Origin of the sequence: Candidatus Viridilinea mediisalina, assembly GCF_002532535.1 — a bacterium.
Lineage (GTDB): Bacteria > Chloroflexota > Chloroflexia > Chloroflexales > Chloroflexaceae > Viridilinea > Viridilinea mediisalina.
This window is the reverse complement of sequence record NZ_NQWI01000030.1, coordinates 24,317-50,148: the sequence shown is the minus strand read 5'-3', so window position 1 is coordinate 50,148 and position 25,832 is coordinate 24,317. Positions and strand designations below refer to the sequence as shown.

At 60.6% G+C, this 25,832-nt stretch carries 15 protein-coding genes and 1 tRNA gene; 9 read left to right on the top strand and 7 right to left on the bottom strand.

Features of this window, described 5'->3' with window-relative positions:
* Positions 1-305 precede the first annotated feature (305 nt).
* The 8 genes from CJ255_RS08940 to CJ255_RS08910 all read left to right on the top strand — a co-directional run bounded on the left by CJ255_RS08940 (position 306) and on the right by CJ255_RS08910 (position 16,448).
* Positions 306-1,520 carry an AAA family ATPase gene (locus CJ255_RS08940; RefSeq protein ID WP_097643759.1) on the top strand — a complete coding sequence of 405 codons (1,215 nt, stop codon included), beginning with the start codon at positions 306-308 and terminating at the stop codon, positions 1,518-1,520.
* A 2,027-nt stretch (positions 1,521-3,547) separates the two neighbouring features.
* Entirely contained in the window at positions 3,548-9,667 is a 6,120-nt protein-coding gene (locus CJ255_RS08935) for a DUF2298 domain-containing protein (protein ID WP_439100147.1), read from the top strand.
* A gap of 231 nt (positions 9,668-9,898) precedes the next feature.
* Positions 9,899-10,915 carry a caspase family protein gene (locus CJ255_RS24410; RefSeq protein ID WP_245863280.1) on the top strand — a complete coding sequence of 339 codons (1,017 nt, stop codon included), beginning with the start codon at positions 9,899-9,901 and terminating at the stop codon, positions 10,913-10,915.
* A gap of 2 nt (positions 10,916-10,917) precedes the next feature.
* The gene (locus CJ255_RS08930; protein WP_500681115.1) at positions 10,918-12,723 is read left to right on the top strand and encodes a tetratricopeptide repeat protein; all 1,806 of its coding nucleotides are present in this window, start codon (positions 10,918-10,920) and stop codon (positions 12,721-12,723) included.
* Positions 12,724-12,757: 34 nt separating this feature from the next.
* Positions 12,758-13,240, top strand: coding sequence for a hypothetical protein (locus tag CJ255_RS08925; RefSeq protein ID WP_097643758.1), 483 nt, complete (start codon positions 12,758-12,760; stop codon positions 13,238-13,240).
* 113 nt (positions 13,241-13,353) lie between these two features.
* Entirely contained in the window at positions 13,354-14,757 is a 1,404-nt protein-coding gene (locus CJ255_RS08920; protein ID WP_097643757.1) for an AAA family ATPase, read from the top strand.
* Positions 14,754-15,263, top strand: a complete 510-nt coding sequence (locus CJ255_RS08915; RefSeq protein ID WP_097643756.1) for a hypothetical protein — start codon at positions 14,754-14,756, stop codon at positions 15,261-15,263. The genes CJ255_RS08920 and CJ255_RS08915 overlap by 4 nt, the downstream gene beginning before the upstream one ends.
* A 234-nt stretch (positions 15,264-15,497) precedes the next feature.
* Entirely contained in the window at positions 15,498-16,448 is a 951-nt protein-coding gene (locus CJ255_RS08910; protein ID WP_165774628.1) for a DUF4938 domain-containing protein, read from the top strand.
* 144 nt (positions 16,449-16,592) lie between these two features.
* On the opposite strand, the gene CJ255_RS24770 is transcribed toward CJ255_RS08910, so the two are convergent.
* From CJ255_RS24770 to CJ255_RS24405, 4 genes are all read right to left on the bottom strand, one after another.
* The gene (locus CJ255_RS24770; RefSeq protein WP_097643754.1) at positions 16,593-17,000 is read right to left on the bottom strand and encodes a stage V sporulation protein S; all 408 of its coding nucleotides are present in this window, start codon (positions 16,998-17,000) and stop codon (positions 16,593-16,595) included.
* 156 nt (positions 17,001-17,156) lie between these two features.
* Positions 17,157-18,689, bottom strand: coding sequence for a ribonuclease Y (gene rny, locus CJ255_RS08900; protein ID WP_097643753.1), 1,533 nt, complete (start codon positions 18,687-18,689; stop codon positions 17,157-17,159).
* Positions 18,690-18,978: 289 nt separating this feature from the next.
* Positions 18,979-19,055, bottom strand: a tRNA-Glu gene (locus CJ255_RS08895).
* 134 nt (positions 19,056-19,189) lie between these two features.
* A complete protein-coding gene (locus CJ255_RS24405) occupies positions 19,190-19,750 on the bottom strand; it encodes a hypothetical protein (RefSeq protein ID WP_097643752.1) in 561 nt (186 codons plus the stop codon).
* Between the two features lie 168 nt (positions 19,751-19,918).
* Here CJ255_RS24405 and cysK point away from each other — a divergent pair, with 168 nt between their 5' ends.
* Positions 19,919-20,848 carry a cysteine synthase A gene (cysK, locus tag CJ255_RS08885; protein ID WP_097643751.1) on the top strand — a complete coding sequence of 310 codons (930 nt, stop codon included), beginning with the start codon at positions 19,919-19,921 and terminating at the stop codon, positions 20,846-20,848.
* 14 nt (positions 20,849-20,862) lie between these two features.
* Here the strand turns inward: cysK and CJ255_RS08880 are convergent, their stop codons facing one another.
* The 3 genes from CJ255_RS08880 to CJ255_RS08875 form a co-directional block, all read right to left on the bottom strand.
* Positions 20,863-21,495 carry an FHA domain-containing protein gene (locus tag CJ255_RS08880; RefSeq protein ID WP_097643750.1) on the bottom strand — a complete coding sequence of 211 codons (633 nt, stop codon included), beginning with the start codon at positions 21,493-21,495 and terminating at the stop codon, positions 20,863-20,865.
* A 117-nt stretch (positions 21,496-21,612) separates the two neighbouring features.
* Positions 21,613-21,771 carry a hypothetical protein gene (locus CJ255_RS23475; protein ID WP_165774627.1) on the bottom strand — a complete coding sequence of 53 codons (159 nt, stop codon included), beginning with the start codon at positions 21,769-21,771 and terminating at the stop codon, positions 21,613-21,615.
* 36 nt (positions 21,772-21,807) lie between these two features.
* The gene (locus CJ255_RS08875) at positions 21,808-25,779 is read right to left on the bottom strand and encodes an FtsK/SpoIIIE domain-containing protein (RefSeq protein WP_097643749.1); all 3,972 of its coding nucleotides are present in this window, start codon (positions 25,777-25,779) and stop codon (positions 21,808-21,810) included.
* Positions 25,780-25,832: the final 53 nt, after the last annotated feature.

The following is a 25,832-nucleotide window of genomic DNA, read 5'->3' as shown; positions in this document are numbered from 1 at the left end:
CCGCCTCTGTTTTAGCGCATCAGGAAGCCATGTCTACTGAAGCACAAACGTTTTAGCCCGGGAAATCCTAGAGAGCCCTTATTTTGTTGCTGTTTGGCGGCTTCGCCGCCAAACAGCAACAAAATAAAGAGGTGCGGGAGTGGCTTCGCCACTCCCGCACCCCTGGCGTAATGTCATGCATTTGGTACGCTTGAAGTGTTACAATGGTATTGGGGTGTAGGGCGTCTATGCAATGCTACACCCCCACTTCCTAGAAATACGTACATACGTGGTGCCACCCTAAGTATAAAGATTGTGAGGGTGCTATGAGTACACTGACGCAAGGAATGCAGCGAGCAACCCGAGGTGATCAGAATCCGCTCGATCTGGTTGAGACAAGTCTGCGGGGGCAGATTTTTGGCCAAGAGCGTGCCATTGAGAGTGTCATCCGTGTGCTGAACCGGGCACGCTTTGGCTTCTCGGCGGGTAACCCCCGGCGCCCACGGGCAACCCTGCTCTTTCTTGGCCCGACTGGTGTTGGCAAAACCGCTACTGCACGCGCCCTTGCCCAGTTGCTGCGCCCTGATGAAGAAGCCTTCCTCAAGATTGATTGCTCGCTCTTTAGCCAAGGGCATGAAGTGAGTGCCCTCGTTGGCGCTCCGCCGAGCTATGTGGGCCGTGACCAGAAACCACTGCTCAACCCTGAAATCATTGAACAAGAGAATAGCGTCGTCCTCTTTGATGAGATCGAAAAGGGTCAGCCCGAACTCTGGAATCTGTTGCTCCAGGTGATGGAAGATGGCGAGATTTTGCTGCTCAATGGTGGGCGGCGCGTAAGTTTCCACAATAGTATCGTCATTTATACCACCAACGTTGGGGCCAAAGAGATGGTGGACTATCTCGATCAGCGCACGATTGGCTTCCGCACGCCTCATCAGGATGTTGAGTCAACCGGCCAAGAGATCTACCAGATTGGCTTCGAGGCGCTGCAGAAGGTCTTTCAACCCGAATGGATCAACCGGCTTGATGAGATTGTCGCCTTCCGCCCGCTTTCGAGCGATGTGCTGCGGAGCGTGCTCGACCATATGGTCAAAGAGAGCAATGAGCAATACATCCGCCAGGGCGTTAAGGTTGAACTCTTGGCCGAAGCGAAGGAGTATATCCTCAACAAAGGCTTCGATTCGCGCTTTGGGGCACGTCCTTTGCGCCAGCAGTTGCTCAAGCATATTGATGCCCCCCTAGCCGATCTGCTTGCCTCTGGTGGGATTCCCTCCGGTAGTCGGGTGGTTGTCACCTATACTGGTGTGGATCGCCACGGCGAAGCCCTCGATTTCTACTACCACGCTGCGCCTGAATTGCTACGCCAAGCCGAAGAGTTGCGCGCCCAAGAGGTTGGTCGCATCGCCATTAAAGAGAATGACGGCCCTCAACCGCCAAGCATCAGCCTCAGCAGCGAGCGCAGTAATGTCGCCGAAGGCGGCATGAGCCCCTTTGGGGTGCGTGGCCCACGCATTAATCCCCGGCGCAACGAAGGGCGCTGAGATGGTCGTGCTTAATGCTGCGTCAAGTTTTGTTAGCGCGAAAAAGTTCTGGGCCGCACCGCTTGGCTTCGACAAGCTCAGCCAGCGGCGCGGTGGCTGCCAACCCAAAGCTTCTTCGCGCTAACAAAGTTTTCCGGTAGAGACGCCCCGGCGGGGCGGCTCTACCAAGGTTCCGGTAAGCAACAGAGGGTTATACCAATTACCCGTTTCACCGCCGAAACCCTCATCCTCCAGACATCCAAGGGAGAAGAGTTGATCTTTGTACGATCGTAGCAACGCAAGATGCAAAAGCAACCGTCCAGAGCCGCCCCAGTGGGGCGGCTCTTTCCTTTCCGCCCCAGCCGCCCCAACGGGGCGGCTCTATCCAGCCCTACGCGAGAAGCAAGCCGTCATGGTATGATACGTTTCGTTGGGTATGTTCATACTCGCTGTTGATACCTACCCCTATTTCCTAACTTTCTCAATACAGAACGTTGCTTGTGAAACGCGAATCTCCTCCATCTGTGTGGCTTACACGGCTCCTGTTGGTTTTGATTATTCTGCTGGGGGCCTATTTTCGTACTCTTGGCTTGACTGATTGGGACGCGGGGACGGGGCAGCATCCCGATGAGCGCTTTTTTGCTGATGTGACCTCAACGGTGCGTTTGCCCGCTGATCTGGCTGAGCTCTATGATGCGGCTCGCTCGCCACTGAATCCGCGTAATTACCATCAGTTTGGCTTCTTTACCTATGGCCCTATGCCGGTCTATTTGACCCGGATGGTGGCGGTGGCGCTGACGCCGCCTGAGGCGTTGCCTGAGCAGGTGCCGCGTATTTTGGGGCCGCCGCGCACGGGGATTGATGCTGAACGTCCCCATGAGCGTCGTAGTGATGTTGGTGAGCTGCGCCCTAATCCTGAGCGGAGTTTCCCCCGTCTGCCCCTTGTGGGTCAAATCTTTAATCCGGACGGGCGTAATCTCACGGGCTATGGTGAGATCCAGAAGGTTGGGCGGAGCCTTGCGGCGCTGTTTGATCTGGGGTCGCTGCTGCTGATCTATCTGCTTGGCCGACAACTCTTTGATCGCCGGGTGGGGCTGTTGGCTGCGTTGCTCGCTGCGCTGGCGGTGATGCCGATCCAGCAGTCCCATTTTTTTGTTGATCCGATCTTTTCGACCTTTTTCTGCCTTTTGAGCCTCTATTGGGCTGTGCGGGTTGCTCAGGGGGGCGGGTGGCTGGCCTATACGCTGCTGGGCCTTAGTATTGGCGCGGCGATGGCTAATCGCATTACGATGGCGACGCTGGGTGGTGTGGCGCTTGTTGCGGCCCTTGTGGCGGCTATGCGCTTTGTGCAGCAGCGGGGCGATGGTTCATGTGCTGCGTTTTGGAACCGCTTCTTTGGCCGCGAATTTCCGCTGCTGGTCTTGGCTGGGCTGTTGACCATCCTGGGGTTTCGTACCTTTGCCCCCGATGCGTTTGTTGGTTCACGGGCCGATGGGCCGGTCTTGATGGCGGAGGGGGCGCTGTTGCATGGAGCTGGTTTTTTTGATCTGCGCCCGGAGCCGCGCTTTTTGGATAATTTGCAGACAGTGCGCGGCTTGGTTAGTGGTGAAGTGGACTTTCCGCCTTCGCAGCAGTGGGTGGGGCGCACGGCCTACCTCTTCCCATGGCTGAATATGGTGCTGTGGGGCATGGGGCCAGCAATGGGTTTGGCCGCTTGGGGCGGATTGCTGGCTTTTGCGCTTTTGGGCCTGCGCCGCCTGCTCTGGCCACCGCCCGCTGCGCCCCCACTGAGCGCCGCTTGGGTGGTGTTCGCCTGGGTTGCGTTCTATTTTGCCTGGCAGGGCAACCAATTTGCGATTACCCTGCGCTACCTGCTGCCGATCTATGGTGGCCTATTGGTCTTTGGGGCCTGGGGCCTTGTGCGCCTGTGGGAACGTGGGCGGGCCCGTCGATCGCTGTTGGTCGTTGTGCCCATTGTGGTGGTTCTCTTCAGCTTTGGGTGGGCCTATGCCTTCACGCGCATCTATATCCAGCCCCACTCGCGGGTCATGGCGGCGCAGTGGTTTGCCGAACATGCCCGCCCCGGCTCCTATGTGATGGCTGAGATTTGGGACGATCCGCTGCCGCTGCAGGTTACACGCGCAACCTGGGGCGGAACCTTCCAGGGGATCAGTTCGGCCCCCTATGCTGAGGACGATCTGCGTAAGTATGTGGGCGGCTTTGGCGGCGATGGCTCGCGTGAGGAGGGGTTGCTCGATCAGTTGGAACGGGCCGACTATATTACCATTACGAGCAACCGGGTCTACGATAGTACTTCGCGGCTGCGCATGCGCTACCCCGCGCTGATGCGCTACTATGAGGCGCTCTTTTCCGGCGAATTGGGCTTTGCTCTGGTCGCTGAGATTACCTCCTACCCGCGTTTCCTCGGTATCCCTATTCCCGATCAGCGCGCCGAAGAGGCGTTCCATGTCTATGACCATCCCCGCGTCTTGATCTTTGCGAAGACTGAGGCTTTTTCGCGTGAACGGGCCGAGGCGCTGATTATCAATGATGTGCTCTGGGGTGAGGTCTATAAGTCGCCTGTTAGGATCGCCGACCGCAATGCGACGGCGTTGCGCCTGACTGATGGGCAGTGGCCGCACTACCGCGAGGCGGGGACGTGGGCGCAGCTCTTTGGCCAGCCGGAGTGGTTGCGTCCGCTTGCGCCGCTCTTCTGGCTGCTGCTGGTGCAAGGCTTGGGGCTGGCGACGTTTGCGCTGCTCTTTCCGCTGCTGCCCACTCTGCCCGACCGTGGCTATAGTCTGGCCAAGCTTTTGGGGCTGTTGCTGGTGGCCTATCTCGCGTGGCTGGCGGGTAGCCTGGGGACGGGCGTGGGGGTGCCTGGGCAGGGCAATCTGCATGGCATGGGTTGGGGGCCGTTTCCTATGGCCTTTACGCCCGCTACCCTCTGGCTCTTTGCGGGGCCGCTGCTGCTCGTTGGCGGCCTGGCGGCCTGGATGCAGCGCCAAACCCTGCGCGACTTCTGGCAGCAGCGCGCTACGGCGCTCCTTACTGCCGAGGTGGTCTTCCTTGTCTTCCTGCTGATTGGCTTGGGGCTGCGTTGGCTCAATCCCGATCTCTGGCATCCGGCGCGGGGCGGCGAGAAGCCGATGGATCTTGCCTACCTCAATGCGGTTCTCAAGAGCGGCGCGTTTCCGCCCTATGATCCCTGGCATGCCGGTGGGTATCTCAACTACTACTATTTTGGCTTTGTGCTGGTGGGGGCTTTGACCCACCTGAGTGGCGTGGTGCCTAGTATTGCCTATAACCTGGCGGTTGCGACGATCATGGCGCTCACCGCCCTCGGCGCATGGGGCGTTGTCTATAACCTGATGGCCCCGCGTCTGCTGGGGAGCGCAGAGACGCCGCCGCCAGCCCAAGAGCGACGGGCGCTCTTGGCGGGGGGCTTGGCCCCCGTGCTGCTGCTGCTGCTGGGCAATCTGGCCCAGGCGATCTGGTATCTGAGTGGCTATGCCCAGACCCAAGCATCGCGCGGGCGGGGCGAATGGGCCTATTGGGATGCGACGCGCATTGTGGCCGGGACGGTCAATGAGTTTCCCTTCTTCACCTTTCTCTTTGGCGATCTGCATGCCCATATGCTGGTGCTGCCGCTCAGCCTGGCGCTCTTGGGGCTTGCGGTGGCCTATGCTACCGATCCGCTGCACTGCGTTGGGGCTGCAACGCGCCGCTTGCTCTTCTATGTTGGCAGCATGGGCCTGCTTGTGGGCGCAATCCGGGCAACCAACACCTGGGACTATCCGACCTTTGTGGGCCTTACGGCGCTGATCATGGCCGGGGTGGCATGGCGGGCGGGGCGGACACAACGCCCCTGGGCGTGGCTCTTGCTCTGGATCGCTGGCCCGCCGCTGCTGATGGTTCTCCTTGGTAATCTGCTCTTTGCCCCCTTTACGGCTGCTTTTGCCACCGAATCGTCGGGGGTGCAACTCTGGCGCGAGGGTTTAGCTGCGGGCACGCTGGCGCAGGTGCTGGAGGCCCCCCGAACGACACTCTGGGAGTTGACGCTGCTGCACGGCCACTGGATCGCCCTGACGGCGACGAGCGGCTTGTTGCTGGCGCGTCGCTATTGGGGTACTACAAGTGCGCTCGTGCTAACCGCAGGATTCAGCCTGCTCTACTTCGTGGGGCTGTGGCGCGCATGGCCAGGGCTGCTCTTGTGCCTGCCGCTGCTCGGCGGTGCCGTGGTGCTGATCTGGCGGCTACGCCGCGCCCCCTACCACCTGCTGCTGCCTGGCCTCTGGATGGGGGGCGCACTAGGACTGCTGGTGCTGGTCGAGTTGGTTGCCGTGCAGGGCGACATCGGGCGCATGAATACGGTCTTTAAGTTTGGGCTGCACACCTGGTTGCTCTTCGCATTGGCCGGGGCCGCGCTATTGCCACAGCTTTTGGCGGGCACAGGGCGGCTCGTCACGCCCCCGGCCCTCTTGACCAGCATGCGTGGCGGCTTCGCACTGCTCGCAGTAGCCACACTGATCTACCCGCTCACTGCGACCCCGGCGCGCGCCGCTGATCGCTGGAACACCGATGCGCCGCGTAGCCTCGATGGAGCGGCCTACATGCACTGGATCAGCGCCGAACGGCACGGCCAGCGCTTCGCGCTCAATGAGGATGCCACAGCAATTGATTGGCTCCAGCGCAACGTCGAGGGCACGCCCGTCATCCTAGAGGCCCATCAGCCCTCCTACCAGTGGGCCGGGCGCGTGGCCAACCACACCGGCTTGCCCACCCTGCTCGGTTGGGAGTGGCACCAAATTCAGCAGCGCGGCGTCGTGGGGGCCGGGCCAATCATCAGCTATCGCCAGCAGATCATTGGGGTGATCTATAGCACCTCCGACAGTGAAGCCGCCTTGGAGCTCTTGCGCCTCTATGGGGTTGAATACATCTATATTGGCAGCTTTGAACGCGACATCTATGATCCGGCGGGTTTGGCCAAATTTCCCAACATGGCGGCACAGGGTCTGTTAGAAACGGTCTTTCAACAGGGTCAAACCAGCATCTACCGCGTGGTGCATCCCGGTACGCCGCGCATGCTCACCAGCGACCGCCCCATTGTAGCGCCGACACTCAACACAGCGCCGCCGCTGCGCCTGGATGGGCCGGTGAATCGGCTGCCTGTGGTGGATGAATATGCCTGGAATGAACGTTTGGGGCAAGATTCGTTAGGAGCCACCCTGCTCTGGCTGCTGGCCTTTTACGGCCTCGCGCTTTTGGGCATGCCCCTGGCCCACGCCGTCTTTGGCCACTGGCCCGACGGCGGCGTGGCCTGGGCGCGGCTGATTGGCCTCTTGCTGCTCGGCTATGCCGTCTGGCTGCCAACCAGCCTCGGAGTCTGGTCTTACAACCTCTGGGGCAGCTTGGGCGGCCTCGTGTTGGTGCTTGGGCTCAATGGTGTCATCCTCTGGTGGCAGGGGGCGCGACTGCACGGCAACAGCGATCGTGAGCGGCTGATGCTAGGCGTGGCAGCCTTGGGGCAACGGCTCAAACAGTGCAGGCCGCGCGCCTTATGGAGCGAAGCGCTCTTCCTGCTCGGCTTTGGCAGCTTCGCCCTGATCCGCGCCTTCAACCCCGATCTGTGGCATCCCGTTTGGGGCGGCGAAAAGCCCATGGAGTTTGGCTTTCTCAATGCAATACTGCGTAGCGCGGTGATGCCGCCCTACGATCCCTTCTTTAGCGATGGGTATATTAACTACTACTACTATGGCTTTTTTCTCTTCTCATTGCCGATCAAACTGACCGGCATTGCGCCCGCTATTGGCTTCAATCTTGCTGTGGCCACCCTGGGGGGCTTGCTGCTGGCCGGGGCCTTTGCGCTTGTACTCGCATTGACCCAGCGGGTGCGTTATGGCTTGTTGGGCGCAGCTATGGTCGGCGTAGCAGGCAACCTAGCGGGCGTCTTTGGGGCTGGTTGGTCGCAAGGCTTCGGCGCAATCAGCAATGCGCTAGGCACTGCTGGCTTGCGTGGCATGGGGGCACAACTCGATAGCTGGTATATCGGCCCGAGTCGGGTGATTCCTTATACAATCAATGAATTCCCCTTCTTTAGCCTGCTCTTTGCCGATCTGCATCCCCATCTGATGGCGCTACCAATGACGCTGCTTGTGGCGGCGTTGGGCTATGTGCTCTTGGAAAACAACCCGTCCCAACGGCCCTTCAGCGTAGGATTACTCGTTCTAAGTCTGGGCGCATTGGCCATAACTAACTCATGGGACTTTCCAACCTATGGGTTGCTGATGGGCTTGGTGTTCTTGGGCGCGGCTTGGCGTGCGCATGGCCCGCGTGGGCGCACGCTCCCCCTGGGTGGCATGCTCAAGGCCGGGTTGCTGGCGGCGGGGCTTGGCTTGGCCGGGCTGATGCTCTATGCGCCCTTCTTTGACAACTATTGGGCACCTGTGGGCGGCATTGGGAGGGTTGCATGGGATGGCGCAACGAAGATCAGCGATTACCTGATCATCTATGGGGTGGCAATGGCCATCCTGTTGCCCACAGTGGGCGCGGCGCTCTGGCGCGTAACCCGTGGTTGGGAGCGTTCACACAGCGACACGCCGCGCCCCAGGCTCCCCTGGCTCGCCTTGGGGCTGCTGCTGCTCGCCTGGGGCTGCGCAGTGCTACTGCCGAGCCTGGGGCTGCGCCTTGCGCTCGTTGCCTTGCTGCTGGCCGGGCTGCTGCTCTTGAGCCAACGGGCGCTGGCGCCTGCCACATGGTACGCCCTACTGCTCGCCTGGCTCGCCTGGGCCGTCTCGCTCGGGGTTGAACTGGTCTACATCCGCGACCATGTTGACGGCAGCGAGTGGTACCGCATGAATACGGTCTTCAAGTTTGGCTTGCAGATCTGGGTGCTCTTGGCCCTAGCGGCGGCGGCCTTGCTGCCCCGGTTGCTCCAGGGGCTACGGCGCAGCGGCGGCGGCCCGGCGCAGGCCGGGGCACTGGTGGTATTGTGCTTCCTCTTAGCTCTGGCTGCGGTCTACCCCCTAGCCGCAACGCCCGCCCGCATCGCCAATCGTTTTGAGGTCAGCAGCGGTTTGACGCTCGACGGCCTCGCGTTCATGCGCGAAGCCCAGTTCAGCTACGACTGCCAAGCCTTTGGGGGCTGCGAACCAGGGGTAGCTTCAGTCACGATTGATCTACGCGGCGATGCAGCGGCCATCGCGTGGCTCAACCAGCAGATGCGCGGAACGCCGATTGTTGTGCAGTCCAACCAATTCTTCTACCGCGCCTACGGTATCCGCATTGCGGCCAACACCGGCCTGCCGACAGTCGTAAGTGCGCTGCATGTGGACGAGCAGCGCGATCCGGCAGCGGCGGCGCGGCGCGACCGTGCAGTTGAGCAGTTCTACCGGAGCAGCGACATCGAACAGGCATTGCGCTTCCTCGCCGAATATAGGGTCAACTACATCTATGTAGGCGGGGTCGAACGGGCACTCTACCCGCAGGCGGGTCTAGCCAAATTCACCCAGATGAGCGACAACTACCTCGATGTGATCTACAACAACGCCGAGGTACAGATCTACGCGGTGCGGAGTATTCCCGACCAATATGCACGACTTCAGCCTCACAACTTTGCGAGCGAAGCCGCACCGCCACCGCCGCCCGCCGCACCCGCCGAGGTACCCGCCGAACTTGCCGAGCTTGAGGCGGCCCATCAGGCCAACCCAACCCATGGGCCAACCGCCTTTGGCCTTGCAGAGCAATACCGCCGCCTTGGGCGCCTCGACGACGCAGCGCAGGTCTTAGCCCCCGCAGCGCAAGCCAACCCCGACGACATCGGCGTCATCCACTTGTGGGGCGACATCCTCAGCGAAGCGGGGCGCTTCCGCGAAGCGGAAGAAGCCTACATGGTAGCGGCAAAAAACAACCCCACTGCGGGCAACTGGAACAAACTGGGCGCAGCCCTGGTGGACTGGGGCGAACTGGACAAAGCGGCCATTGCGTTGGGCAACGCCCTCATGCTCGATCCACAAGAACCAGAGCCCTACTACCAAATTGGGCGGCTCTTTGCCCTACGCGGCGATCACTTCGAGGCCAGCGACGCCCTTCAGACCTACTTACGCCTCGCGCCAGAGGGCCGCTGGGCCGCAGCGGCCCGCGAGCTACTGGCGGAATTGGAGGAATAGTAATTGTTCATACTTTTCCTGGGTGCGCGGGCCTCCGGCCCGCATGCGGGCCGGAGGCCCGCGCACCCAGCATGTTGCTTACCCCAACTCTGAATAGGTACAACCACTTGTCATCTTGATACAGACCACGTTATCTTGTAGATTGTCTACGACGATACCCTACAACCATTTGCGCTCATTATTGGTCAAGGTACGACCCTATCTCAAAGAATGGATCGATCCGAGCGAAGGATGAACCCAACGAACATCGCCCTCATCATCGGCATCAACGGCGGCCCTGAGAGTGACCTGCCGGAGTTGCGTTATGCCGAAGCGACGGCGATGCAGCTCGCCAAGGCGCTTACGGCGGTGGCGAGTGGCTTTAGGCTCCATGGCGGTGAGCCGTTGCTGGGGGCGGCAGCGACGACGGATGCGGTGCGCCGGGCGATCTTTGATGCGCGCCGTGCGGCGGGTGAGGATGGCTTCCTGCTGATCTACTATGTTGGTCACGGGCGCTATGTTGAGTTTGCGCCTGGGCAGAGTGATCTCTTTCTGGTGACCCATAATTTTCGGCCTGGCGATGCCCGCGATGACCCTGATGCGCACCTCTCGATGCAGTGGCTCCAGGAGAAGGTGTTGCGCCACGCCATCCCCGACCGCTTGCTGTTGGTGCTCGATTGCTGTTTTGCTGGGGCGGTTGGTGAGGCGGCCCCCGATCCGTTGGTGGCGAACTTGCGGCGGCGGCTCGAAGTGGCGCTCAACATTCAGCGTAGCGCCGAGGGCGATGGCGCAACCGGCGCAAGCATGCGCAAAACGTTAGCTGCCGTGAGCCCGCTGCACAAAGCGTATGAAGCTGCTGAAACCACTTGCTACAGCGCCATGTGGCTACACGGACTGTTTGGCAAAGCTATCTTGGAAGATGGCCGCGTAACGTGGCAGAGCCTTCACGCCTACCTGCAAGCTGAACTTAGCGCGAGCCAACCGGGTGATTACGGCTTCGACCGTTCGAGCGGGGCGACCTTGGCCTACTACCCCGAGCGGGCGCACATGAGACTCTCCGGCCACCAACCCTGGATTATGCCCTATCCGCCCCTGCCCGGCTTTGTTGGGCGCGAAGAGGAGTTGCAGCGCTTGGCACCGATGCACAACCGGCCAGCGCCGCCCTGCTGCCCGCCGTCGCTGGGATTGGCGGTATCGGCAAGACACGCCTCGCCATCGAGTTTGTCCACCGCTACCGCAACCACTTCCCGCAGGGGGTCTTCTGGCTGAATATGGAGAACCCGCAGACGATTGCGGCGCAAGTGGCGGCCTGTGGCGGGCAGCGCGGCCTGCAACTCTTTGTCGATGCTGAGCACGAGGCCACGCAGGGCTTGCGTTTCGGTAGCGACGACGAGGCACGCGCCCCAAGGTTGAGCTTGCAGCAGCAAGTTGCCCAGGTGCAGGCGGTTTGGGCAGGGCCGGGACAGCGCTTGTTGGTCTTTGATAACCTAGAAGATCCGACACTGCTCGATCAATGGCGTCCGCGTGGCGGAGGCAGCCGCGTGCTGATCACCACGCGGCGGCAGCGTTGGACAACCGCCAGTGGCGTGCAGGCGTTGCCCCTGCGCAACCTGCACGACGCAGCCAGCCAGGAGTTGCTCCTCAAACCCCGTGCCGACGAGCGCGAATGTTCCATCGCGGAACTCCTTACCACTGCGCACGAGGCCGCAGCAGCAGCGACATTAGTGCAAGCATTGGGCGGCCATCCCCTCGCCCTCAACTTAGCGGGAACCTACCTAGCACGCAGCAGCCTCAGCCTCGCCGCATATCACGCCGAGCTACGCGGCACCAGCGTCAACCACCAATCCCTCAGCCCCGCGCTCGTCGAAGGTCTCCCCCAAGGCTACCAAGTCGGCATTGTTGCCGCCTTTGCGCTAAGTTACGGACGCCTACACCAAAGCGCAGAAGACCAACTCGCCCGCACCATCTGGCTCGCAGCGGCCCAACTCGCCCCCGAGCCAATCAGCGCCGAAGTGCTGCTGCGGGCAGGCGACTGCGACCCAAGTATACGCGACCAACACGACCAGGGCGCACAAGCCCTACGCCGCCTGCGCGAGCTAGGGCTAATCGAGCGGAACGCTGACAACTACCGGCTCCACCGCCTCATGATCGCCTATGCCCAGAGCGTCAGCCCCGATCAAGCCACTGATCGCCGCCACGCCGCTAGTGGCCTTGCCCAGACGATCAAGCGTCTCGATGATGAGGGAGAGCTAGACACCCCATCCGCCTTCCGCGAGCATCTCACCCACCTGTTTGATGCGGGCATAAACGCGACTGATGCGCTCCATGCCGATCTCCTCCATGCCGCCGGACTCGTCTGGTATGAGAGCGAGGACTACCGCGCAGCCCATAGCTATTTTGCGCAAGCCCTGGAAATAAAACGCGAGGTGCTGCCCCAGCCCCACCGTGACACCGCCGTGACCCTGTACGAACTGGGCCGTCTGGCGCAGAACGAGGGACGCTACGCTGAGGCGCACGACTACTATGAGCAAGCCCTGGAAATAAAACGCGAGGTGCTGCCCCAGCCCCACCGTTCCACCGCCGCCACTCTGCACCAACTGGGCAATCTGGCGCAGGCCGAGGGGTGCTACGCCGAGGCGCACGACTACTATGAGCAAGCCTTGACGATGCAACGCGCCGTGCTGCCCCAGCCCCACCGTGACACCGCCATTACCTTAACTGCAATTCGCAACCTCCGTTGGAAGGCTTTAATCGAGACTGGCCTATGTGCCGGGCTCATATGGCTTTGGCTCCCTGTAGGGCTTGATTGGTTTGGCGCAGGTGCTATCATCATTGTAGGCATGGTCGGCTATTGGCGTTGGGCAATTGCTACGCGGTTAGTCAGAGCTATCTGGCGTATGCAGATCGGTTTTTTGTTAAGTGTTATCCTCTTCGTACCTTTCATAACCTACATATTGCCAAATTTCCCACATAGCTTTACTCTCTTGGCAATCCTAGGAGGGCTCGTCGGCCTTGGCTGGCCTTGGCTCATGGCAACTGCTCGTGTACGGGCCGTGCGAAATCGTATGCGCCGCTAGGTGTATCGTCCTTCCCTCCCAAAGGAGTCTTCTGATGGCTGATCAGCTTACCGTTCAGATCGAGTTTTGTGATGCCGATGCGACGCAACCCGATCCGGTGCGGGTGGCGGCGCTGGCGGATGCGGCGCTGGCGACGTTGCGGGCGCAGGGTTTTGTGCCGCAGCCGGTCTATACTGGCGCAATGGGGGGTGATCTCTATGAGGTGGTGCGCCAATTGGCTGAGGGCGCAGCCGCCAACAAGGATGTCGTGCTGGCACTGATCACTGGTGTCGCGGCGCCCATCGCTGGAGCGTTGGCTGCGCGGTTGGGCCAGCGTGCGGCGGCAAAGCCTGCTGCCCCCGCGCCTGCAGCGGTCGTTGTCATTGTCGAAGGGGTGCAAGTAGCGGTGCGCGAACCGGAGATCACACCTGATGAACTGTTGCAACGCCTGTTGGCGACCGATCCCGCCCTAGCCTCCAAAGTGTCACCGGCGACCCGCGCGGTGGTGCGGGTCTATACCAAAGCCGATAGCCGATAGCCGATAGCCGATAGCCGAGCATGGCATCTCAATGCGCTAGATTGTCATTGGGCATGCGACATGTTCAACGGCAATTGGTATTACGTGTCTCGGCGTGAGAAGTAGGAGACGTGATGCTTACCAGCCTAGAAATCAACCACTTCAAGTCATGGTGCGCCACTGGGCCGCTGCGCCTTGCGCCGATCACGGCACTCTTTGGCAGCAACAGCTCGGGCAAAACCAGCTTGCTCCAACTGCTTTTGATGCTCAAACAGACCACCGAATCATCGGATCGCTTCCAGGTGCTGGATCTCGGTGATGAGCATAGCATGGTAGAGTTAGGCGTCCTTCCCGATCTCTTGCACCGCCATGATCCGGCGCTGCCCCTGACATGGCGGATCGCGTGGCAATTGCCCCAGCCGCTGCAGATTGAGAATCCGGCCCAGCCAGGAGCAATGCTCTTCGCGGGCAACACCCTCACCTTCGCCACACAGATCACCTGGAGCGAAAACGGTGCCAGCAGCCCAGCGTCGCCCTTTGCGGTAGCGCAAGGCCGTGCAAGCGTTGCGACACTGGCCTACCAATTTGCAGGCCACGAGTTTGGCATGCGCCAAAAAAGCTCAAACCCGTCGGAGTACGATTTGTATAGCACTCCGACGGGGTTTAAATTCATCCGTACCCGTGGCCGCGCCTGGAGTCTGCCAGCGCCGGTGAAGTGCTATGGGTTTCCCGATCAGACCCGCGCATACTATCAAAATGCTGGCTTCCTCGCCGATTTCGAACTCGAACTTGAGCAACTCTTGCAACGAGTTTTCTATCTCGGCCCGCTGCGCGACTATCCCCGCCGTCAGTACACATGGGCCGGTGCCCAACCTGCCGATATGGGCCGTCGTGGTGAGCGGGTGATTGATGCGCTGCTGGCCGGTCGTGAGGCGGGTGCGACCATCGCCTATGGGCCGCAACAGGAGCGGGTGACCCTTGAAGCGCGAGTGGCATTATGGCTCAAAGAGCTTGGCCTGATTGAACACTTTGAGGTGCGCCTCATCGCTCCGGGGAGTAAACTCTACCAAGTGTGGATACAGCGTTCGGCGCAAGCAGCCGAAGTACTGATCACCGACGTCGGCTTCGGCGTCTCACAGATCTTGCCAGTGATCACGCTCTGCTACCATGCACCCGCAGGCTCAACGATTATCCTCGAGCAGCCAGAGATTCATCTTCACCCGCGCGTGCAAGCCGGATTAGCCGATGTGTTCATTGACGCAATGAAGACGCGCAACATCCAGATCATCCTCGAGAGCCACAGCGAACACCTGTTACGGCGGCTCCAGCGGCGCATTGCTGAAGAGCAACTCCACGCAGATCAGGCCGCACTCTACTTCTGCCGCACCGACCAGCAGGGCACAGCGCAGCTACAAACCCTGGAGCTTGATCCATTCGGCAACATCACCAATTGGCCCAAAGATTTTTTCGGTGATGAATTTGGCGAAATCGCCGCAATGCAAGAGGCCGCACTGAAGCGACGGATGGGGGGGGTATGAAGCGCGTCGTCATCGTAGATACCAACGTGCCAATAACCGCAAACGGCCATGCCACCCATGTCAGCCCTGCTTGCCAACTGGCCTGCATCTCCGCCTTGCGTCTGATGCAGGCGGAACGGCGCATCAGTCTGGATCAGACGGGGCTTATGTTGCAAGAATACCGTAAGCATCTTGCCCCAAGTGGCCAGCCGGGGCTAGGCGATGCCTTCTTCAAATGGCTTTGGTACAACCAAGCCAATCCCCAGGTATGTATTCTCGTCGCGATCACGCCCACCACGGATGGCCGCGACTTCGCCGAGTTTCCTGACGATCCCGCCTTGGAGCAGTTTGATCGTGCTGATCGCAAATTTGTTGCCGTCGCTCGCGCCCAACATTCGTCACCCCCGATCATCAATGCGGTTGACACCGACTGGCTTGAGTATCAGGAAGTGCTTGCCGCACATGGGGTGACGGTCGAGCATGTCTGTTTGGATGATCTGCATCGCTTGCTCAAAGCTCATCGCTAATGAACTATAGCCACGGCTAGGCTCTTGGGATGCCCAGAATGGCCCTCTTTCAGTTATAGAGTTTTTGAAGAGATGCAGAGAATTTCACCACAGAGACACCGAGAACACAGAGAAGTTTGTAACAAAGCAATCACCTTGTTGGCACTCCCCTCTACTACAACACCTCGGTGCCCTCGGTGCCTCTGTGGTGCAATCCTCGGTATCTCTCCTCGATTGTAGATGAGGAACCCTCCCATGCCTCCAATGCAAATTATTCGCCTACGGGCCTATGCTGGCCCCAATATTTTGGGGCCAGTCGCAGGTGTCTGGTTGTTGGTTCATTGTGATCAGGATCGTAGCACTGAGTTGCGGGGCGCGATTAAGGATGCGGCCCAAGCAATTGGCTTGGTCTTGGCGCGCTTGGAAGTTGACGCCCGCCCCTTGGAGCAGGGGGCCGCGCTGGTGTCGGTGCTCTTCAGTTGCGAGGTGCCCACCGTGGGTGCGGCGCTCTGTGAATATGTGGTAGCGTGCGCGACTGCCAAGGCGAACGCGGATGCCACTTGGGATCGTGAAGCGCCACTGGCCAAACTTCAGCGCCAACGGCGCAGCGCCAGTCTGCCGATGGCAGCGGTGCAGCTTATGGCCGAGGCACTGCAACGTGGCTTGCCTAGCTTTGTGAGTAGCAGTGGGCACCTGCAGCTTGGCTATGGGGCGCGGGGCTGGCAATGCGACCTCGCGGAGCTGGGCGAGGCGCAGAGCCCCCCGACGCCACCGTGGGAGCATCTAGGCAGCGTGCCGCTGGTCTTGGTCACCGGGGCGCACGAGCGCACTGCGGCGGTGCAGCGGCTCGCAGCCGACACCGCTGCCTTGGGGGTGCGGGTCCACACCATGGCCGATGCCAGCTTTGCGCTGGCCCGCGAAGCCCTGGCCGACCCGCAGGCCGAAGCGTTGGTGCTGGGCCTCGAAACGAACGACATCTTGCGCTACGGGCTGCCCTGTGATCGTTGCGACCTTGCGGTTATCACGGATCGCGCTGGCCCGCGCCCTGATGAGGCCACCGACGATGACGAATGGGTACGCGCCTTGGGCATCCCTATGCTGCTCTCGGCACAACCTGTGCGTCTGAAGCTGAGCGATGCCCGGCTGTTACCACTGGTACCCTATGCGCCCAACGGGGTTGTAGACTGGCCAAGCCATCGGACATAAAGAAACAGCCCTCACGAACTTGGTGAGAGCTGGCTCGCTCTACGCGAGACCTCATTTGATATTGTGACGGATCCCAGGGCTAAAGCACCTAGGCTTCAACGTGTGCCGCCCCACACGTAAGGATTGTGGTTACGGCATAGGAGGTTAGCGGCGTTCGATGAGTAGCCGGATAGCGGTGCGCTCTTCTTCATCAATGGCAACATCAATGAACGAAGGGACACAGATAATATCAATACCCTCCTCGTTGAGGTAGCTACGGGCAATCGCAACCGCCTTAATAGCCTGGTTGGTTGCACCTGCACCAATGGACTGAACTTCGGCCATTCCATTCTCACGAATAACACCAGCGATAGCACCGGCAACGGCACTTGGGCGTGAGCGCGTCGAGACCTTTAGCACTTCAGCCACATGCTCTGTTTGAGCAGCTTGGGGCTTGTTTGCACCAACGGCGCGCGCAGTCTGCACCGACTGAGCATTGCTCATACGATTCTCCTGTTTGTCGGACGGTAGATTGTGGATCGGCTCACTAGGGGAGGTCTCAAGGCTGGTCATGCCATCCCTCCTTCAACTGTGCGCTGCTGGTTTCGACAGCATCACATGATGAATTGTACCACAGCCCATCGGCGGATGGTTACGTAATATTGTACCGTTTTGGTGGCAAAAGCCACCAAAACGGCAGTACCAGCGCTCGTTGGGCTTGTGGCACCCTTAACGGGCATAATCAACGGCACGCGTCTCACGAATAATGGTCACTTTAATCTGACCGGGATACTGCAAACTCTCTTCGATCTTTTTGGCGACATTACGGGCCAAATGGATGCTGGCGAGATCATCAATCTGTTCAGGTTGCACCAACACCCGCACTTCGCGCCCGGCCTGCACCGCAAAGGCGCGTTGCACACCAGTAAACGAAGTTGCAACGGTCTCAAGCGCTTCGAGGCGTTTGATATAGAGATCCAACGTCTCGCGGCGCGCTCCCGGTCGCCCGCCAGAGATCGCATCGGCAGCGATGACAAGGAAGGCTTCAACGCTGGTTGGTTCCTCATCGTGGTGGTGGGCGGCGATAGCGTGGATAATCGCCGGTGATCGTCCGAGGCGACGGGCAATATCGGCACCAATCAGGGCGTGGGGCCCCTGAACTTCATGGTCAACCGCTTTGCCAATATCGTGTAACAGCGCCGCAGTCTTGGCGACGCTGATATTTGCGCCGAGTTCGGCAGCCATATGGGCCGCAAGAAGTGAACACTCCAATGAGTGTTGGAGTACATTCTGTCCATAGCTCGTGCGGTATTTGAGCCGCCCCAGCAACTTTATCAGATCGGGGTGAAGCCCTTGCACGTTCGCCTCATAGGCCACGCGCTCACCCTCTTCACGCATAATCGCATCAATCTCTGCTTGAGTCTTTTGCACCACCTCTTCGATGCGGGAAGGATGGATGCGCCCATCTTTAAGCAACTTAATCAGCGCAACTCTGGCAACCTCGCGGCGCACCGGGTCGTGGCACGAGAGGGTTACCGCTTCAGGGGTATCATCAACGATAATATCAACACCAGTAAATTGCTCAAAGGCGCGAATATTACGGCCTTCACGGCCAATAATGCGCCCTTTCAACTCTTCACTGGGCAGGTGTACGGTCGAGACGGTAATATCAGCCACATAGTCACTGGCGCAACGTTGTACAGCCAAACCAATGATCTTGCGGGCCGTCTTTTCAGACTCTTCTTTGGTATGCTGTTCTATTTCACGGATGCGCCGTGCGGCATCATCGCGTGTTTCACGCTCTACCTGGGCCAAAATGATCGCCCGTGCTTGTTCACGGTTCAGTTGCGAAATGCGTTCCATTTCGGTCACCTGCTCAACTTTGAGCCGTTCTGCCTCTTGGTAGAGCTGTTCAATCTGGCGTTCGCGGGTCTGAAGCTGGCGTTCCCGCCGTTCCAGCCCCTCAAGTTTACGATCCTGATTCTCCTCCTTTCGTTGTAGCCGTTCTTCCTGCTTCTGTAACCCTTGACGCGCCTCGCGCAATTCAACTTCCGCCTCGTTACGGATGCGCAGGGCATCATCTTTGGCCTGAAGCAATAACTCCTTCTGCTGTGAGCGGGCCTCTTCGATCAGCAGACGAGCTTCAGCCGCTTTGCGTTCCGCTAGGGCGTTGGCGCCGTGGTTCACCCACTTAATGGTCAGGCCGGCGCCAACAGCCAGCCCAATCAATAGGGCCAGCGCACCCCAGAGTATCTCGAACACTGTAGCCTCCTATGCAGTTGTAAAGGTGCGCCAGCGTATCCCTAGTCTAGCTAGCTAGGTTCCGCTGTGCTGATTGCAAACACCGGCTCATTCCGGTGGCAAACGGAGCGAATTATCAGGTAACCCTCATAATACTTAGCCAGACTCATCATGTCAAGAATTTCCTTGTCCAATTAGGAAAATTGCCCCTTTTCTTTATAGTCTGAGACCATCTTTGAGTTGTTGGTCTTTCTAACGGAAGAGGGGCCGCTCTCAATGAGAGCGGCCCCTCTTCCGTTGGGCAAACAATTGGTACCCCCAGCGGGATTCGAACCCGCGATCTTCACCTTGAAAGGGTGACGTCCTAGGCCACTAGACTATGGGGGCGCTCAACGCGGAGCATTATAGCAGAGCTTTGGGATTTGTTCAAATTTTTTGTTGGGTGTTGCCAGCTTCGCCGCCAACACCCAACAAAAAACGGGATTTGGGACGTAGCTCCGGGTTTTAGGGCTACCGCCCTGCTATGCCTCATGCTCTTCGTAGTAGGCGGCAAGGCCTGCGAGCGCCATGTGGGCCAAGAAGGGGGTGACTTCGGTTCCCAATGAGGTACGAAAGGCGTTGTGGTCAATGGCGATGGCTTCCTGCCACTGGCCCGCCGCAACATAGGCTGGTAGCATGCGCCGCAGTTGGGCAGCAAGCAAGCGGCGGGTGTTGGGTAGCGCCACTACCAGAATGGCGTCGCGCAGGTAGTTCGAGAATTGCTCTTCTGTCTCTGCTGTGACGACCGGCGGCTCGCCACATTGGGCGATCATCTTCTCAACCAGGGCATCACCAAAATGAAGCGGCGCAAAGCGCTCGTCGCGGAAGAGTTTGATGCTAAAGGCGCGTGCCGCGACGGGATCACGATAAAAGGCGGTCGCCTGGGCGCGCTGCTCCTTCAACACATGGGCCGCCTCAGCGATGCGCTGCTCCTCTGCACCATCAGGTGGCTCGGCTAACCATGTGCCAGCGCAGCGCGTCAAGCGCAACGCTTCTTCCCCCCCACCCGATCGCTCTGTTTTGCGTACCGACCGTCCGCGCATGCCATGCCCTCCTCATTTGCGCTTTGATCCGCTCTCCGACAGGTATAGTATAGCCTATGTGTATTTCTTAATAATATAACGCAAGAACTTGACTTTAGCGCCGTGCGACGGTACAATGGAATGGCGGCTAGACGTTAGGGCATGCAGCATGTAATTGCAAGGATTCTCATGACACACATCTACAACAGTATCACCGAGTTGGTTGGCAATACACCGTTGGTACGTCTCAATCGGGTCAATGATACGCAAGCTACCATTGTGGCAAAACTGGAGTTCTTTAATCCGGCTAGTTCGGTTAAGGATCGCATCGGCCTCGCAATGATCGAGGCGGCTGAACGCGAGGGCCGCATTCGCCCCGGTGAGACGGTGCTGGTTGAGCCGACGAGTGGTAATACCGGGATTGGCTTGGCTTTTGTGGCGGCGGCTAAGGGCTATCGCCTTATTCTGACCATGCCGGAGACGATGAGTGTCGAGCGGCGTAAGTTGCTACGCGGCTATGGCGCCGAGCTTGTCTTGACCCCCGGCCCAGAGGGGATGCGCGGGGCGATTGCCCGCGCCGAGGCGATTCTGGCCGATCTGCCCCATGGCTTTATGCCTCAGCAGTTTCAGAATCCGGCTAATCCTGAGGTGCATCGCCGTACCACCGCCGAGGAGCTTTGGCGCGATACCGATGGCCAGATTGATTACTTGGTTGGCGGTGTTGGTACTGGCGGAACGATCACCGGCGTGGCCGAGGTGATCAAGGCGCGCCGCCCTAGCTTTAAGGTGGTCGCGGTTGAACCTGAAGCCAGCCCGGTACTCTCTGGCGGTGCTCCCGGCCCCCATAAGATCCAGGGTATTGGCGCGGGCTTTGTGCCCGATGTGCTCAATACCGAACTGATTGACGAAATCCAACAGGTGAGCAACGACGACGCTTTTGCTATGGCGCGCCGCCTCGCCCGCGAAGAGGGCCTCATGGTCGGTATCTCAAGCGGTGCCGCCGCTCTCGTCGCTCTGCGTGTCGCTAGCCGCGCCGAGAATGCCGGTAAGCTGATTGTCTTTGTGGTGCCTAGTAATGGCGAGCGTTACCTGAGTACGCCGCTCTATAGTGAGGAGTAGGGGGGCAAGCCTCCCTACCCCAACAGGCCCAAACGCAAGCCTACGCCCCCATCCCCCAAGGTGAGCCGGTCGCCATCGCTGATGTTGGCAGGAATGCCCGGGGCTAGCCGGATGCCGTTGAGCAGTGTGGCGACGTCGTTGCGTTCGCTGATCACCACCCATCCCCCTTGGGGCGTGGGGCGGATGGCGCAGTGCGGGCGTTTTGAGACGTAGGCAAACGCGGAGTTGCGTTGCTCTAGGCGGGCGAGTTCGCGGCTGTGGCCCGCTGGGTTGGCTAGGGCTAGGAGTTGTAGCAACCAGCCCCGCGTGAGCGTGATGCCTTTGCTCGGGGCAAGGAGTTCGCCGCCCTCCGGTAGGCTGATCAGGCAACGGATTGTCCGTGTGCTGCCCTGGTCGCTTAACCAGAGGTGGCTGCCGCTGCGGATGCCTTGGGCGCTGAGGGCGATTCCTGCGCGTAGCGCACGCCCGTCCGCTGCCCCTTCGCGCAATTGGTACGCTTCGCTGTTCGTCGCTAGGCCGCAGCCCGCCAGCAACAAGGGCATCAGTTGCGCTGGTGGGCTGTCTTCGCACATGACGGTCGTGGTCTGCTCTTGGCCTGCATTGAGCCAGTGGAGCGTTACGGTTAGGTTGTCTTGGCGGTTGCTCATGGGGTGTCTCTTCTCTTTGTTGGGAGTGGGGGAACCAAGTTCCCCCACTCCCGTTACGCGTAGGGCTGCCGCCCTACAACCCGCTCTTGGGGCTGCGCCCCAACGTCTCTTTGATCTTTACGTTTTGGCGGCGAAGCCGCCAAAACGAAAGATAAAGAGTTTTTCGGGGGAGGCGAAGCCTCCCCCGCCACCGCGCCGCTGGCTCGGTGGTTGAGCCTGCCGAAACCAGCCTGTCGAAGCCAAGCGGCGCGGCCCAGAGTTTCTTCGCGCTAACAAATTTCCTACTTTCCTATTTCCTATGTTCCTCTCTCCTCAACTCATCGCAATCTGCACAATCTGGCGCTGGTCTTCGCGCACGAGCAGCGCCCGCCCTGGTGGCTGTTCGGCGTCGCGCTGCTCGGTGAGGGGTAGGTTGGTGCCTAAGATCCGTGTGCCGGGATCGTAGCGGCCCGGCCAGAGCAACAGCCCAGCCCGGCAGCCGTCTAAGGCTTTGAGCAGCGCGTCGTCGGGGTAGCTCATGCCCGCCGCCAACAGTAGGTGTTCGCCATGCTGCCCGCCGAGTTGCACGAGTTCCAAGAGGGCGTCGAGTAGGTTGGGGGGCCCGCTGTAGTTTTGGGCCAGTTGGCCGCGCATGCGCTCACGGCAGAGGGTGTAGTCGTCGAGGAGGATGATGCGCCGCGCTGGTGCCCCGCCGCTGCGTGCGGCGGCAAGGGCTGTGGTGAGGGCTGCTGCACTTGCGTCATCGTTGGCGTAGTGGGCGCAGTGGGCTAGACTACGCAACATCCGCAAACCACCGCGCGGGCTGTCAATGATGTAGAAGGCCAATTCCGTTGCCTTGTAGTGTTCGGCTAAACCCAGGGCTGCACTCAGCAGCACCATGCTTTTGCCACTGCGCCGTGGCCCTACGATCAGCCCATGGGGGGTGTCGCTGTCGAGGTGCAGCCAGGCCACATCAAGCCCCAGACTCTCGCGTCCAATCGGGGTGCTGAGACCATGCTCTATGCTTTGTGCATGCGTGCTTGGCCCCAGTTCGCTGCGCTGAATCCGTTCGGGCAGTAGCTCAATCGGGGGTGGGGTAGGATCAGCAGTGGTCGCCTGCTTGGCCCAGTCCGCCGCCAATTGTGCCACTGTGCCGCGTAGCGCCTGGGTTAGGTCACCCTCCAAGCTCCCCACCGTATCGCCTGAGCTACCCGGCGGGCTCAGATCGGGCAGGGCCAACTGCACATCGAGCGCCCCATAGTCGGGATGGGCTACCAGGGCGCGCCCCGCCAGCGTCGGGGGGATTTGGGCGCTGACGCGCACGCCGAGTAGCTCGTTGTAGTCGTAGAGCTCTGGCTGACGTAATGCTACACGGGTCTCGATCAGGGCCAAGAGTTTGTAGCCAACATCGTTGGCCCGCTCACCACTCAACGCCACGTAAATGCCACAGGCTCGCCCCATGCGCAAGAGCCGCAGCAGGTATTCGTTGAGCAGTTCGTCGCCACTGGCGTCGCGCAGCTCTTCACGCAGTACCGCCAGTTTGTCAATCACGAGCAGGATGGACGGCATGGCCTGCCCCGTCTGGGCGCGGTAACTCGCCAGATCGGGCGCATCAGCGGCCCGCAGCAACTCCTGACGTTCGCGCATGGTTGCTTCGAGCCAACGCAGCAAGCGGCGTACCCGTTCGGCTTCGCGGGCCTGGATGTGTGCGCCCACATGGGGCAACCCGGCCAGCGGGCCTAGCCCCTGGCCCCCCGCGTCAATCAGGTAGCACCAATATTCACGCGGTGTGTGCGCTGCCGCAAGCCCCAAGACAAGGCTTCGCAGCAGGGTTGTCTTGCCACTACCCGGTGCCCCCACCACCACCATGTTGCTCTTGGCCAGATCAACCACCAATGGCTCTTGACGGCTCTCTTGGGGGAGATCGAGCAGGCCAATCGCCTGGCACAAGCCCCCCTGCTCTGCTGCTGCCAATGCGCTCAATGGCAAACGGGCAGGCAGCGGCGGTTGCCAAATGCGCGCCGCGTGCCAGCCGGGGTAGACCGGGCCGCGTAGGCGTTCGGCTTCGCTCAGGGCATGCACCAGCACATCTAGGTCGCTCGCCTCTGCATCATTCGATGTACGCTCCAACCCTAGCCCCACCCGCTGCTCGTGGCCGTCGCGCAGAAAGCTCACCTGCGGCCCTTGCGCTTCCGTAGGACGGTAGGTGCCGGTCACCTGGGCAACTTGCAGCAGGCGAACTTCGCCACTGGCCCGCATGTAGGCCCGCCCTGGCAGGTCGCTCGGCAAAAAAGCGGCATCGGGCTTGAGCAGCATAGTGCGGCTATCCTCGGCATCGCCTAAGCGCAGCGCAATGAAGAAGCTCAACTGGCTGCGGATCTCGTCGCTCACCGCCCGTGCTGGCTGTTGGGTTGCAACCAGCAGATGGACACCCAAGCTACGGCCTTGTTTGACCACACGGATCAGTTCGGCCACAAATTCGGGGTTACCACGGGCCAATTCATCAAACTCGTCCACCACAATCAGCAGGTTGGGCAGTGGCGGCAGGTTGGCACGCGCAGCCAGGGCACGATAGTCGGCAATATTTTCCAGCTTGCAGGCATGTTCAGTCGCAAGGCCATGGAGCAACCCCTTGCGGCGGCGCAACTCACTCTTGATCGCGGTCATCGCCCGTTCAGCCAAGCGCCCCTCCAGGTCGGTGACCAACCCGGCGGTGTGGGGCAGCGGTGCAAACATCATCAGCGCCGCGCCACCCTTGAAGTCAATCAGTAGCAACTGGAGCCGTTCGGGCGCGTGGGTCACGGCGAGGGCAGCGATGATGCTTTGCAGCAAGACGCTCTTGCCCGCCCCAGTGGCCCCCGCAATGATCCCGTGGGGGCCGTGGCGGCTCTCGTTCAGGTCGAGGCAGATCGGAGCGGCGTCGGTGGTGGCCCCAAAGGGAGCCGGGGCCCACGCCTTGGACAATGTTTCGCCCCAGGCGCGGGGGGGCAGCAGATCGTTGGCTTCGCGCACACCGAGCAGATCAAAGAGGCGCACGCGGCGCGGGATGTCTTGGGCACCGCCACTCTCAACGAGGCGCAACCCGGCGAGACGGCGGGCGAGGCGATCACTGAGCGCGAGGTCGGCCTCATCGGGCACAAAACGTTCACGCGGCCACTGGGCGCCACGCTCGATCCAGCGTGCCCCTTGCTCTTCCAGTTCGAGCATAGCGCCGCAATCTTCGGGAATTTGGGGCCATGTGGGGGCCAAGAGCAGCGCGGTCATGCCCAAGGGCGCACCGTGGCGCAACACCTCGGCAATCGCCGGGTAGCTATGGGCCAAGGCGGATCCATCCACCAGCAGCAGCATGCGGGGTAGCAGCAGCGGCATACTGCCACTCCCCTCGGCCCGTTCGCGCCGCCGACTCAATTGGTCAAGCAGATCACTAGCGAGGCGCGCCGCTTCCACCGGCTTACCCGCGAGCATACGCGCCCCCGGTGCCAAATCATTGCTCAACGGGATACTATGGGGCAACCAGCGCAACCACTCCCACTCATTGACCAAACCAGGCTCGCAGAGCGCCGCAATGCGCAGTTCACTCGGCGCGTGCAGCACGACAGCCTGCCAGAGCAGCGCCCGCACCAGGGCCGTTGTAGCCCCCCGCGCCCCCGCCAAGCCCAGCGAACCAACGCGACCCAAAGGCACACTCACTGGCACTTGGCGTAGCGTGGCATACTCCTCGGCGCACGTATAGAGCCGCTGGTCCACCGTACCACCGGGGCGCGGCGGCGGCACACGGGCTTGACTGGCAGCCGCACGGCTGCCCGCGCCCACCCGCAGATCAAGGAAATCATCATCGCTAGGGCGGCGTTCCCATAGACGGGATTCAGGAGCCGCCGTGCTAGTTGTCGCGCCTGCCAGCAGCAACAACTCGCTCGGATGGGGCCAGAGAAAACCACGGGCCGCCCGCTCCTGCTCATAGAGCCGTCGCAACCGATTGCGCCCCGCCTCCAAATGGTCCTCAAAAAACCCCTTCCGCGCCGCATAGGTCGTCGCGGCACGCTGACGCGCCGCACGCTGGTTGAGCAACCCCGCCCCCAAGGTCATAATCGCCATACTGCCCATGGGAACAGCCACAAAGAGCGGATTGGTACCATTGATACTAGCCGTACCGGCAAAGATACCCGCGCCCATCAACGGGATCATCATCGTCAGCCAATCGGTACGCGGCAGATCGGGCGGATCGGGCGGTTCAGGCAATTCGACCTGCTCGGCGAGCCAGTGGGGACGCACCCGTGGCGGTCGGTTGAAACTTTGGGTACTCATGGGTTTTTTTCTCCCTAAGGGTATGGTTCGTAACCAAGTTACGCTTTTTGCTG